This window comes from Pseudoduganella sp. jia 12, from assembly GCF_055502675.1.
This window is the reverse complement of the sequence record NZ_JBUXKP010000006.1, coordinates 161,220-173,856: the sequence shown is the minus strand read 5'-3', so window position 1 is coordinate 173,856 and position 12,637 is coordinate 161,220. Positions and strand designations below refer to the sequence as shown.

General features: G+C 65.0%; 12 protein-coding genes. 3 read left to right on the top strand and 9 right to left on the bottom strand.

Annotated elements, in window-relative coordinates; all coding sequences use genetic code 11:
- Positions 1–62 precede the first annotated feature (62 nt).
- The 5 genes from ACY65G_RS15095 to ACY65G_RS15075 all read right to left on the bottom strand — a co-directional run bounded on the left by ACY65G_RS15095 (position 63) and on the right by ACY65G_RS15075 (position 3,874).
- The gene (locus ACY65G_RS15095; RefSeq protein WP_464998142.1) at positions 63–329 is read right to left on the bottom strand and encodes a PP0621 family protein; all 267 of its coding nucleotides are present in this window, start codon (positions 327–329) and stop codon (positions 63–65) included.
- Positions 326–1,129 carry a cytochrome C assembly family protein gene (locus ACY65G_RS15090; protein WP_464998141.1) on the bottom strand — a complete coding sequence of 268 codons (804 nt, stop codon included), beginning with the start codon at positions 1,127–1,129 and terminating at the stop codon, positions 326–328. Before ACY65G_RS15090 ends, ACY65G_RS15095 begins: the two co-directional genes overlap by 4 nt.
- Before the next feature lie 124 nt (positions 1,130–1,253).
- Positions 1,254–2,063, bottom strand: a complete 810-nt coding sequence (locus ACY65G_RS15085) for an ABC transporter ATP-binding protein (protein WP_464998140.1) — start codon at positions 2,061–2,063, stop codon at positions 1,254–1,256.
- A 1-nt stretch (position 2,064) separates the two neighbouring features.
- Positions 2,065–2,886 carry an ABC transporter permease gene (locus ACY65G_RS15080; protein ID WP_464998139.1) on the bottom strand — a complete coding sequence of 274 codons (822 nt, stop codon included), beginning with the start codon at positions 2,884–2,886 and terminating at the stop codon, positions 2,065–2,067.
- 10 nt (positions 2,887–2,896) lie between these two features.
- Positions 2,897–3,874 (bottom strand): ABC transporter substrate-binding protein, encoded by a 978-nt coding sequence (locus tag ACY65G_RS15075; RefSeq protein WP_464998138.1) that lies wholly within the window; start codon positions 3,872–3,874, stop codon positions 2,897–2,899.
- Positions 3,875–4,149: 275 nt separating this feature from the next.
- On the opposite strand from ACY65G_RS15075, the gene ACY65G_RS15070 reads away from it, so the two are divergent.
- Complete coding sequence (locus tag ACY65G_RS15070; RefSeq protein ID WP_464998137.1) at positions 4,150–6,237, top strand: NHL repeat-containing protein; 2,088 nt, start codon at positions 4,150–4,152, stop codon at positions 6,235–6,237.
- A 34-nt stretch (positions 6,238–6,271) separates the two neighbouring features.
- Here the strand turns inward: ACY65G_RS15070 and ACY65G_RS15065 are convergent, their stop codons facing one another.
- Together ACY65G_RS15065 and ACY65G_RS15060 are read right to left on the bottom strand one after the other, a co-directional pair.
- Positions 6,272–7,291 (bottom strand): M48 family metallopeptidase, encoded by a 1,020-nt coding sequence (locus ACY65G_RS15065; RefSeq protein ID WP_464998136.1) that lies wholly within the window; start codon positions 7,289–7,291, stop codon positions 6,272–6,274.
- A 3-nt stretch (positions 7,292–7,294) separates the two neighbouring features.
- Positions 7,295–7,615: a DUF898 family protein gene (locus ACY65G_RS15060; RefSeq protein ID WP_464998135.1), complete on the bottom strand. Its 321-nt coding sequence runs from the start codon at positions 7,613–7,615 to the stop codon at positions 7,295–7,297.
- Between the two features lie 217 nt (positions 7,616–7,832).
- On the opposite strand from ACY65G_RS15060, the gene ffh reads away from it, so the two are divergent.
- Positions 7,833–9,200 (top strand): signal recognition particle protein, encoded by a 1,368-nt coding sequence (gene ffh, locus ACY65G_RS15055; protein WP_464998134.1) that lies wholly within the window; start codon positions 7,833–7,835, stop codon positions 9,198–9,200.
- A 222-nt stretch (positions 9,201–9,422) separates the two neighbouring features.
- Positions 9,423–9,806 (top strand): SWIB/MDM2 domain-containing protein, encoded by a 384-nt coding sequence (locus ACY65G_RS15050; protein WP_464998133.1) that lies wholly within the window; start codon positions 9,423–9,425, stop codon positions 9,804–9,806.
- A 246-nt stretch (positions 9,807–10,052) separates the two neighbouring features.
- On the opposite strand, the gene ACY65G_RS15045 is transcribed toward ACY65G_RS15050, so the two are convergent.
- Complete coding sequence (locus tag ACY65G_RS15045; RefSeq protein WP_464998132.1) at positions 10,053–10,688, bottom strand: lytic transglycosylase domain-containing protein; 636 nt, start codon at positions 10,686–10,688, stop codon at positions 10,053–10,055.
- A gap of 2 nt (positions 10,689–10,690) precedes the next feature.
- Entirely contained in the window at positions 10,691–12,427 is a 1,737-nt protein-coding gene (locus ACY65G_RS15040; protein ID WP_464998131.1) for a proline--tRNA ligase, read from the bottom strand.
- Positions 12,428–12,637: the final 210 nt, after the last annotated feature.

Below are 12,637 nucleotides of genomic sequence, written 5' to 3'. Positions count from 1 at the left end.
GATGGTCACCGTGCCGGCCGCCTGGTTGCGCACATCATGTTGCGCACATCATCCTGTGCGCATCACTTCAGCGGCGCGTGGGCCGGGCTGCAGTAGTCGCGCCCATCGGCCGGCACGTTTTCCGACGCGGGGAAATACATGCCGCACTGCGCGCAGCACAGCATTTCCTCGGACGCCACCACCTGGCGCTGCGCGGACGCCTGCTGTTGCTGCTGTTGCTGTTGCCGCAGTGCCTCCTCCTGCTGCCGGCGCTGCGATTGCTTCAGCTTGGAACGGATGGCGAAATACACCAGCAGCGCGAGCGCCAGCCAGAACAGGATACGTGTCATGCGAAACCTCGGTGTAGCACTACTTCCAGAACAAAGCGGCTGCCGACATAGGCCAGCAGCAGCGTGGCGAATCCCGCCAGCGTAAACGACAGCGCCGTCTTGCCGCGCCAGCCGCGGAAATGGCGGCCGGCCAGCAGCGCCGCGAACAGTATCCATGACAGCAGCGTGAACACGGATTTATGGTCCCACTTCAGGGCCTGGCCGAACAGCTGCTCGGAAAACACGATGCCCGACAGCACGGTAAGGCTGAGCAGCGTAAAGCCGAAGCCGATCAGGCGGAACAGCAGTTTTTCCATCGTCAGCAGCGCAGGCAGCTGGTCCAGCGCGGCCGACAGGAACGTGACCTGCTCGCTGCGGGTATGCAGCCGCGATTCCTGCAACGCCATCAGCACCGCATGGAACGCGGCGATCGTCAGCGTGCTGTACGCCAGCGTGGCGACCGCGATGTGCCAGCCGAACATCGGCGTGCGCCCTTCCAGCGCGATCAGCGCCCCCGGGAACAATGCCTGCAGCGCACTGGCGATGGCGGCAACCGGCATGACCATGCGGCGCAGGCCGTCGAGCGCGAAATTGCGGTTTTCGATCCAGTAGGCGCCCACCGAGATCCACAGCGCGGACGACAGCATGGCCGCGAAGCCGAGCCGCAGCGAGCCGGGCACCACCACGTCCATCCACAACCCGGCCCCATGCACCAGCCACGCCAGCGCCGTCACCGCGGCAATCGGCTTCGCCCTGGCGGCGGGCAATGAAGCGCACACGATATACAGCAGCGCGGCTGCGATCAAAAGAATGGTCTGCATCCGCGCAGTTTACACTAACGCGGCCATGCGGATCGGGCGGAAAGTTTCCCGAAAAATGGGGACGTACCCCATTTTCTGAGAAACATTTCCCGAAAAATGGGGACGTACCCCATTTTTCGGGCAACTAATCCACGGCGGCGAGGCGCAGCTCGTCGTGGTGGTGGCGCTGCTGCTCTTCCATCACGAGCAGCCCCAGTTCGCGCTTGAGGGCATTGAAGTCGGCGGCGGCCGGGTCGCGCAGCCGGGGCAGGTCGACGAGGATGTCGCGCTTGATCGTGCCCGGCCGGTAGGTCATCACCACGATGCGGTCGGCGAGGTAGATCGCTTCCTCGATCGAGTGCGTGACGAAGATGATCGTTTTCTTCAGCTCGGACCAGATGCGCAGCAGTTCGTCCTGCAGGTTGCGCCGCGTGAGCGCGTCGAGGGCGCCGAACGGCTCGTCCATCAGCATGATCGGCGAGTCGAGCGCCAGCACGCGGGCGATCGCCACGCGCTGGCGCATGCCGCCGGACAGGTCCTTCGGATAGCGCTGGCGAAAGTCGGACAGCGACAGCATCGCCAGCAGCTTGTCGACGGTGGCGCGGATCCGTTCCTTCGGCTGGCCCTTGATTTCCAGGCCGAAGGCCACGTTGTCCTCGACCGTCATCCACGGAAACAGCGCATACTCCTGGAACACCATGCCCCGTTCCGGCCCTGGCGCCACGACCTGCTGGCCATCGACCGTGATCGTGCCGCTCGAGGGCGGCGCGAAGCCGGCCACCGCGTTCAGCAGTGTCGACTTGCCGCAGCCGGAAGGCCCCAGCAGGCAAACGAACTGGCCGCGCGGGATGGCCAGGTCGATATCCTTCAATGCCACCACTTCGCGCCCGCCGGTGGCGAATACCTTGCTCACGCCCTCCACGACGATGTGCGGACCGCTCTTGCCAGCATCCATGTCAGTTCTCCAGGCCGCGGTGCCAGCGCAGCAGGTGGTTGTTCAGCCGGTTCACGCCCACGTCGATGGCCAGGCCGAGGATCCCGATCGTGAACATGCCGGCAATGATCTTGTCCGACCAGAAGTATTCGCGCGCCTCCGTGATGCGGAATCCGAGCCCGTTGCTCACGGCGATCATCTCGGCCACGATCACGACAATGAACGCGGTGCCGATGCCGATCCGCACGCCGGACAATATATAGGGCACGGCCGCCGGCAGGATCACGCGCACGAACAGCGTGCCGCCCGAGGCGCCCAGGTTGCGCGCGGCGCGGATATAGATGCCGTCCACCTGGCGCACGCCGGCGATGGTGTTCATCAGCACCGGGAAGAACGCGCCCAGCGCGATCAGGAACACGGCCGGCGGGTTGCCCAGCCCGAACCACAGGATCGACAGCGGGATGTAGGCGATCGGCGGAATCGGCCGCAGCAGCTGCACCAGCGGATTGAGCCACGCATACACGCGCGGGCTGGCCCCCATCGACAGCCCGATCGGCAGCGCCAGCCCGGCGCCGATGGCGAAGCCGACCACCACTCTATATAGAGAGCCCAGCGAGTCGTGGATCAGCTCCCCGGAAAAAGCCCATGCCAGCCACGATTGCGCGGCCGGGTCGTGCGGCTGCAGCGGCAGCAGGTATTCGACCCACTTCGTCACCACCGCCCAGGGCGACGGCAGCACCTGCGGATTCACCCATCCCTGGCTGGACGCCAGCTGCCACGCGGCGATCACGGCCACCGGCACCACGAGGCCGATACCCGCTTCCCGCCAGTCGATGCGCGCCATGCCGTCTCCCTTACTTGACGCCGAGGCTCTTGCGGGCCTGCTCCAGCAGGTCGGTCTTCACCCAGTCCTTCGCCACCGGCGGGCGGCTCATGCGGCCGACACCGGTCTTGACCATCACGTCGGTCGTGGTCTGGATGTGCCCGACCGAGATGTCGTACACATACGGCGAATTGCCGATCGCGTCCTCGAAATCGTCCTTGGTGATCTGGCCCTTGAACACCACCTCGCGCACGTATTTTTCCGCGACCGCCTTGTTGTCGATGAAGGTCTTCGTGGCTTCGACGAAGCAGCGCATGAACTTCTCGGCCACCGGCCGGCGCTCCTTGTAGAACTTCTCGGTCATCACCATGGTGCGCACCGGCTCGCCGATCGGCGTGTTGTACGGCTTCATGATCTCGTTGCCGAAGCCCTTGTTGATCGCCTGCGACGACTGGGGTTCGGACTGCATCATCGCATCGATGTTCTTGCCCAGCAGCGCCTGGTTCAAATCGGCGTAGGCCAGGAACACCAGGCGCACGTCCTTGCCCGGCTGGTCGGATGCGGTGAGCCCGGCCTGCTGCAGCTCGGCCAGCAGCAGCACTTCCTGGATGCCGCCGCGCGTGACGCCCACGCGCTTACCCTTCAGGTCCTTGATCGACTTCATGGCCAGGTCGGTGCGGCCGACGAGGCGCGCACCGCCCTTCGCGAAGCCGGCCACCACGTAGATCGGCGCGCCGCCGGCGCGGCCGGAGATCGCCGCCTCCGACGCCGTGGCGCCCACGTCCAGCTCACCGGCAATGATCGCCTGCATCACGTCCAGCCCCTTCGCGAACACGTGCTCCTCGACCTTGATGCCGCATTTCGGCGCGATCTCCTTGATATAGGAGACGGCCCCGTAATGGGCGAACTTCAGGTTGCCCAGCCTGACCACGTCCTGCGCCTGGGCCTGTGCGCCGTGGACGATGCCGAGCGCCAGTACCGCATTGAACACCACCGAATTCAGCTTCATTCCCACTCCTTGTGCGAAATGACCGGGGCCAAGCGGGCCCGACAGTTTGTCCGGGAATCATACCCCGGCCGCCGGCGTGAATGCACTGGAAGATGCCGCGTCATGCAAAGTGACGTATATGCACCATGTTCAGTGCACTTCTTTGTAACGATTCGTGAGAAGTGAGAATTGGCGAGAATTTTCATGGTTTCATTATTCATAATCTGCCACGAATCACAACAGGGCCGGAACAGGAATAGGCCGGCTTATAACAACGACATACGAGGAGTTTGGCAATGCAATATAACGTTCTGAGCCGGTCGATTTGCGCGGCAATGCTCGCCATGGCCGCCACGGCATGCGGCGGTGGTGGCGATAGCGGCGGCAACGCCGCACCGCCAGCTACCGGCGGCCAGTCCACGACGCTGGCTGCCAGCAGCAGCACGCCTTATGCATTGGCCGGCGGCGGCGCCGTCACGCTCTCGGCCACGGTGTCCGATGCCTCGGCCGTGAGCTGGCAGCTGGCCGCGGGCAGTCCGGGTTCGCTGTCCGCCGCCAGTGGCGCCAGCGTCAAATACCAGCCGCCGCCCGCCGGTGTCGCGGCAGCCACGCTGGTCACGATCAATGCCACGGCGGGCGGCGTCACGAAGGCCGTCAACCTCACGCTTTATCCGGATCCGGGCGCGGCGCGCCTGGAAATCATTGCCGGCGACGATGGCAGCAGCGGTGTGATGGATGGCCAGGGCACGCTCGCACGCTTTGAAAGCATTCGCGAACTGGCGATCGATGCGCAAGGCGGCCTGCTGGTGGCCGAGGATTCGGCGCTGCGTCGTGTCACGGCCAAAGGCACGGTCACCACATTGGCACAGACCGGACTGGCGCAAACCGTGGCGCCGTCGGCATCCGGCACGTTCACGTTCGCCGAGGTCGACCATGCCGCGGGCACCGTCGCGATCCGCCGGCTGAACAGCGACAAGCAGTCCACCACCTTCGCCACGCTGACGCTGGCGCCGGCCGACGACTTCCACCTGCATGGCACGGTGGGCGGCAAGCTCCATGGCATCCAGAACGAACGCATCGTCACGATCGGCGAGAACGGCAGTGTGGTTGCACTGGCCGGCACCATTACCGGCGCCGCCCAGCCCGTGCCGGTGGACGGCCCGGCCGCCACGGCGCGCTTCCGCGCGCTCAAGGCAGCCGCCAGTGACCAGCAAGGCAACCTGTATGTCATCGACGATACGCTGATCCGCAAGATCACGCCGGCCGGCGTGGTCACGACGCTGGCCGGCAGCCTGGGTGCTGCCCTGCCAGCGGACGGTACCGGTAGCCAGGCGCGCTTCCTCGCCCCGTTCAGCCTGGCCGTCGACAGCCAGGACAATGTGCTGGTGCTCGACCCGTTGAGCGGCAATGCCGGCATCTCGCTGCGCAAGGTGACCCAGGCAGGCGTGGTGACCAGTATCAGGCAACTGAACGGCGCACGCCAGATCGTTGGCAACGGCGGTGCGCGCGTGCTGGTCTCGTACACCGCGCAAGTCGACGCGCTGAACGCAGACGGCACCACGACACCGTTTGCCGGCGATGCGCCGGATGGCGGTGACCGGGTCGATGGCACGGGTACCGCCGCACGCTTCAGCGTTGCCACCTACCTGATGACGGGTGACAACCAGGGCAACCTGTTCGTCGTCCACAGGGAAGTGGTCGGCAACCACAGCAATGACATACCGGGCCTGGTGCTGCGCAAGGTGACGCCTTCCGGCGTGGTGACCCCGTTCCTCGATTCCCCGATCGTGAACGTGCCGACCGGGATCGTCACGGATGCGAGCGGCAATATGTACGTGTCGGACCGCCAGGTATCCGGCTGGAGCATGCCACAGACGGGCGGCGGCGCGATCTACAAGGTCACGCCGCAGGGCGCGGTCACCCTGCTGGCCGGGTCCCACGACAAGACCGACACGAAGGTGGACGGCACCGGCGCCGCGGCACGCTTCATCGTGCCGACGCTGGCCGGCATCGATGCGGAAGGCAACCTGTATGCCACCGACCGCGTATCGGTCAACGGTACCGGCGTCGGCGTGCCTGTGCCGGTGCGCAAGATCACGCCGGCCGGTGTGGTGACGACCGTCGCGGAACTGCCTGCGGGTCTCGGCGCCGTCAAGGATGCGAACGGCAACGTCTACACAGCCGACTACGGACAGTCCGTCATCTACCGCACCACGCCGGGCGGCGAAAAGTCGGTGGTTGCGGGCGTCGCCGGCCAGACGTTCAATTACGTGGGTACCCTGCCGGGCTCCCTCGACGGTCCTTCCTCGCTGGTGGCTACCGGGCCGTTCAGCTTCGCGGTGCTGTCGAAGGGCACGGTACTGCGGCTGGTCGTGCAGCACTGATGTTCCGGGGGCCTGAAGGCCCCCGGCCCCGGTCTTACTCGGCGCTCCGCCGCAGCCGCACCACCTTGTCCAGCCGTTCCGCCGTGGCGGGGTGGCTGGACAGGTAGGCCGGCACATGGGGGCCGTCCTGCTCCAGGCGCTGGAACGCCTGGAACACCCGTTCCAGGTACACCAGCGGCAAGCCGTTCCGCTCCAGCAGCGCGACGGCGTAATCGTCGGCCTCGCGTTCCGCGTCGCGCGAATGGTGCAGGTCCAGCGCCAGCGCCGGCAGCCCGGCCACCAGCGAGCTGGCGTCGCCGGAGATCAGCAGGCCGGCCGCCGCGACGACGGAGCCCTGGACCAGCCGCCGCGTCAGGTGGCGGCCGTGCAGGTGGCCCAGCTCGTGCGCCAGCGTGGCCATCACGGCGCCGTCGTCATTAAGCAGTTCCACCATCTCGTCGGTCAGCACGATGTGGCCGGATGGCAGCGCAAACGCATTCGGGCCGATGCGGCTCTTGCGGAACACCAAGTGCCATTCGGGAGCCGGCCCGTCGACCGTTTCGGGCGGCACCAGCCGTGCAAAGCGTGCCGCCAGTTCGCCGCGCCGCGCCTCGGGCAGGCGGCTGGGGGAGAATACATGCCGGTCCAGCAGGGCCAGCGTGCCCTGCCCGATCTGGCGCTCGACCGACACGGGCAGGTTCTGCGCCACCAGGTCGGCGCCGGCCGGCAGCACGAACAGGTAGCCCACCGCCACCAGGCCGACCGTCACGCCGATCGCGGCCAGCGCGCTGCGCCAGCTTTGCTGGGCCCGCACGACGATGCTGTCGCGGTGGCCGGTGGCGTGCAGCAGCGCGTCGAGCGCCGCCTGGTCGTCCGCCTCGAACGTGGCTTCGTCGGGAAATGTGAGCTTGCGCGGCGCGCGGGCGATGCGCTCGGCCACGCGCATCTGCGCCAGCGGCGTGCTGCGTTCCACGTCACCCGCCAGGTGCACCTCACCATCGCGCACCGCCAGCGTGACGCGGTGCGCGCGCGATGTGACACCGTCGAAGTAGCTGCCGGTCAGGCCTGTCTCCATGGCTTACAGCGCCAGGTCGAAGTCGGCCAGGTCGGCAGCGCTGTCGCCGAGGGCGCTGACGTGGCTCCGCTCGCCGGCCACGATGTCGTCCAGGCTGCCGTCGACCACCAGCGACGCAGAGTCCAGCCGATATTTCATCAGGCGCACGGTGGCGAACGGAATGAACAGGCCCAGCGTGCAGACGATGGCGAGCGTGTTGGTGATGTAGATGCCGGCAATGTCCCGGAAATACTCGCCGCCCGTCGCGGTGAATGCAAAGCCTTCTTCCCGGCGTTCCGGTTCCACCTGGTGTACCGCTGCACCGCCGCTATGATTGCTGCTCATGCCGCTCCCCATGATCGTGATGTTGAAAGTGAACGAGCACGATGCAGGCGGCTTGAAACGTTGTCAATCAGTAATGACATTCATCGCCATGAAGTGTGCACGGCTGTGGCAATTGGAGAGCATCGGCGCCCGGCGCGATGGAACCGTCCCCCGCCGCACTCATGTAAAATGGCACGGTTCCGGGCACGTGCCCGCCCTCTTCCATTCTGAACCCGACATGCTAGACAATCTGACTCAACGCCTTGCCAAGGTCGTCAAGACCATGCGCGGCGAGGCCCGCCTGACCGAAGCCAATACCGCCGAGATGCTGCGCGAAGTGCGCCTTGCCCTGCTCGAGGCCGACGTGGCGCTGCCCGCGGTGCGCGAATTCATCGGCAAGGTCAAGGAAAAGGCGCTCGGCGAAGAAGTCGTCGGCTCGCTGTCGCCGGGCCAGGCGCTGGTGGGCGTGGTGCAGCGCGAGCTGGGCGCGCTGATGGGCGCCGACCTCGGCCCCGAAGCCACGCAACTGAGCTTTGCGCAGCAGCCGCCGGCGATCATCCTGATGGCCGGCCTGCAGGGTGTCGGTAAAACCACCACGGTCGGCAAGCTGGCCAAGTACCTGCGCGAGCAGAAGAAGAAAAAAGTGCTGACCGTGTCGGCCGACGTGTACCGCCCCGCCGCAATCGCGCAGCTGCAGTCCGTGACGGGCCAGGCCGGCGCCGACTTCTTCCCGTCCACCGCGCAGGACAAGCCGGTGGACATCGCGCTGTCCGCGCTGGACTGGGCGAAGAAGCATTACCACGACGTGCTGATCATCGACACGGCCGGCCGCCTGGGCATCGACGAAGAAATGATGAAGGAAATCGCCGCCGTGCACGGCGCGGTCAAGCCCATCGAAACGCTGTTCGTCGTCGACGCGATGCTGGGCCAGGATGCGATCAACACCGCGAAGGCCTTCAACGACGCGCTGCCGCTGACCGGCATCGTGCTGACCAAGCTCGATGGCGATTCGCGCGGCGGTGCGGCGCTGTCCGTGCGCCACATTACCGGCAAGCCGATCAAGTTCGCCGGCGTGTCGGAAAAGCTCGATGGCCTGGAAGCATTCGACCCGGCCCGCATGGCCAACCGCGTGCTCGGCATGGGCGACATCTTCGCGCTCGTCGAGGAAGCGCGCAAGGGCGTCGATGCGAAGGCGGCGGCGGACCTGGCCGCGAAGGTCAAGGCCGGCGGCAAGTTCGACATGAACGACTTCAAGGCGCAACTGGGCCAGATGAAGAAGATGGGCGGCATGGCCGGCCTGGTCGACAAGCTGCCGGCGCAATTCCAGCAGGCGGCCGGCAACGCGAACATGGACCAGGCGGAAAAACAGGTGCGCCGCATGGTCGGCATCATCGATTCGATGACCCCGGCCGAACGTGCGAAACCCGACCTGATCAAGGCTGCCCGCAAGCGCCGCATCGCGACCGGCGCCGGCGTGCAGGTGCAGGAAGTCAACCGCATGCTGAACCAGTTCGAACAGATGCAGACCATGATGAAAAAACTGCAGGGCGGCGGCCTGATGAAGATGATGCGCTCGATGAAAGGCATGATGCCGGGCATGCGCTGACCTTCGAAGAAAGCCAGCATTGGCGCGGCTTTCCGCCCGCTGCGCCTTTGAAACCGCCCTGCGTGCAAGCGCAGCGGCGGTTTTTTGATTATTAACCTTTCTTTACGTGCCGTTTCCCACAAAAAAGGCGAAAAACGCTTGCATCCTTGTAAAAAGCCCACCAATATTAGCCGTGCGATTGTAATGCGCAATTTTCCATGTGTTCGTTAAGGAGGCTCGAATATGGCAACAGCCAAGAAATCCACGGCAGCACCTGCCAAGAAAGCCGCAACCAAAGCGGCTCCGGCAACAAAGGCCGCCGCTCCAGCGAAAGCTGCAGCCAAGCCGGCAGCGAAAAAGGCAGAACCCGCAGCACGCAAGCCCAATGCAGCATTCATGAAAGAGATGACTCCGTCGGCCCAGTTGTCCCCGGTAGTAGGCGCCTCCCCGCTGCCACGCACGGAAGTCACGAAGAAAGTCTGGGAATACATCAAGAAGCACAACCTGCAGGATGCCGCCAACCGCCGCATGATCAACGCGGACGACAAGCTGAAAGCTGTCTTCGGCGGCAAGGCCCAGGTTTCCATGTTTGAAATGACGAAGCTGATTTCCGACCACCTGAGCTGACCATGTACCGGCCTGCCCGGTACAAAAAAAATCCCCGGCCTGCACTGCACCCGGGGATTTTTTATTGCCAGAAAACCGGTGACAGACACCAGTTTTTCAGTTGGCCGACGAGCACCGGTGTCTGACACCTTTTCTGGGAGATTCATCCAGAAAAGGTGTCAGAAAGGAGCGATGGTTTGCAAACCATCTCCGCTACGCCGGCAAGGAGCAGTGCTCCTCGAAACCCCGGCTTCGCCACCGGTTTTGCTATTTCCAGTTATTCCAGGCCTTCAGCACGGCGTTCGGATAGGCCGGCTTGCCGCGGCTGCCGTTGTAGCGCCCGAGTGCGAGGAACAGGTCGCCGCGCTCCATGTCGATGTACATGCGCAGGATGGCGCAGCCGTAGCGCAAATTGGTCTGCATGTTGAACAGCTTGCGGCGGTCCCGGTCGCCGATCACGTTGGTCCAGAACGGCATCACCTGCATGTAGCCGCGCGCGCCGACGATCGACACGGCGTACTTGCGGTACGCCGACTCCACCTGGATCAGCCCCAGCACGAGCGACGGCTCGAGGCCGGCGCGGCGTGCCTCGTACCACACGGTTTCCAGGAATTCGCGGCGGTGCTGTTCATCCGGCAGCTTGCGCGCGAGGCGCCCGGACATATCGGCCAACCACGCGTCGTAGCGCGCCTGGTCGGCCGGGTTGGTGAACACGGGTTTCGGCGGCCGGGCATCGAGGATCGCGTTGGACAGCGCCACCCGCACGGAGTCGGCCAGCGATTCCTCTTTCTGGTTGCCGGCAAAGCCGAACGGTGCGCACAGCACGCCGGTGGCGAAGGCCACCGTGTGCCACCAGCGCAAGGGGCGCGCCCACCAGCGGCGCCGTTCCCGTCCGTCCGCCATGGTTACGGCTGCACTTTGGCCTTGATGAAGGCCACGATGTCGGCGACCGGCACGTTGGTCGCTTCGGTGTCGCGGCGGCCCTGGTATTCCAGGTTGCCGTCCTTCAGGCCACGGTCGCCGATGACGACGCGGTGCGGCACGCCGATCAGTTCCCAGTCCGCGAACATCGCACCCGGACGCAGGCCGCGGTCGTCGACGATCACGTCGATGCCGGCCGCCAGCGCCGCCGCGTACAGCTTGTCGGTCTCCTCCTTCACCAGCTCGCTGCGGTCGTAGCCCATCGGGCACAGCACCAGTTCGAACGGCGCGATCGACGTCGGCCAGATGATGCCCTTGTCGTCGAAGTTCTGCTCGATCGCCGCGCCCAGGATGCGCGTGACACCGATACCGTAGCACCCCATCTGCAGCGGTGCCGGCTTGCCGTTTTCATCCAGGTAGGTGGCGTTCATCGCCGCCGAGTATGCGGTTCCCAGCTGGAACACGTGGCCCACCTCGATGCCGCGCTCGATCGCCAGCACGCCCTTGCCGTCCGGCGAAGGATCGCCTTCGACCACGTTACGCAGGTCGGCCGTCACGTGCGGCTCGGCCACGTCGCGGCCCCAGTTCGCGCCCGTGAAGTGGAAGTCTTCCTCGTTCGCGCCGGTCACGAAGTCGGCCATGTTGGCCACGGTGCGGTCGGCCACGACGGTGACCGGCGCCTTCGTGCCGATCGGGCCCAGGTAGCCCGGCTTGCAGCCGTAGACTTCCTCGATCTCCGCTTCGGTGGAGAAGCGGTACGTGCCCTGCAGGCCCGGCACCTTCGATGCCTTGATTTCGTTCAGTTCATGGTCGCCGCGCAGCAGCAGCATGAAATACTGTTTATCCAGTTTGCCGTCCGTTTCCGTTTCGGCGGTCAGCGCGATCGTCTTCACCGTCTTCGACAGGTCGATGCCCAGCAGCTTCGCCACGTCCTCGCACTTGGCGGCTTTCGGCGTGGCCGTTTTCACCAGTTCGGCGGACGGGGCCGCGCGGGTGCCGGTCGGCACCGCTTCGGCCGCTTCCATATTGGCCGCGTAGTCGGACGTGGGGCAGTACACCAGCGCATCCTCGCCGGTGCTGGCGATCACGTGGAATTCATGCGAACCGGTGCCGCCGATGGCGCCGTTGTCCGCCGCCACGGCGCGGAACTTCAGGCCGAAGCGCGTGAAGATCTTGGTGTAGGCATCGAACATCACCTGGTAGGACTTCTGCATGCCTTCCAGGTCGCGGTCGAACGAGTACGCATCCTTCATCGTGAATTCGCGGCCGCGCATCAGGCCGAAACGCGGGCGGCGCTCGTCGCGGAATTTCGTCTGGATGTGGTAAAAATTCAACGGCAGCTGGCGGTAGGACTTGATCTCGCTGCGCACCACGTCGGTGATGACTTCCTCGGACGTGGGCTGGATGGCGAATTCGCGGCCATGCCGGTCCTTTACGCGCATCAGTTCCGGCCCCATCTTGTCCCAGCGGCCCGTTTCCTGCCACAGCTCGGCCGGCTGGACCAGCGGCATCAGCAGTTCGATGGCGCCAGCGCGGTTCATCTCCTCGCGCACGATCGCCTCGACCTTGCGGATCACCTTCAGGCCCATCGGCATGTACGTGTAGATGCCCGAGCCCAGCCGCTTGATCATGCCGGCCCGCATCATCAGTTTGTGGCTGACGATTTCGGCGTCGGAAGGCGCCTCTTTAAGTGTGGAAATAAAAAACCGTGACGCACGCATATCTGTGAATTCTTTTCAAAAAGAGAGGGTTATAATCAACCTAATTTTAAAGGATTAGCTGGCTGATGCATCCATCATTTATAAATTCGTACAAGTGCAGCATGCAACTGCAGCGTTCACCGCGGCGTCCAGCCGCGGCGATCACTGCGGGCTTGCCGCCACCCTCCGTACCTCGGAGGCGGTGCCGGCAAACGGACTTGTAGGCAAAAA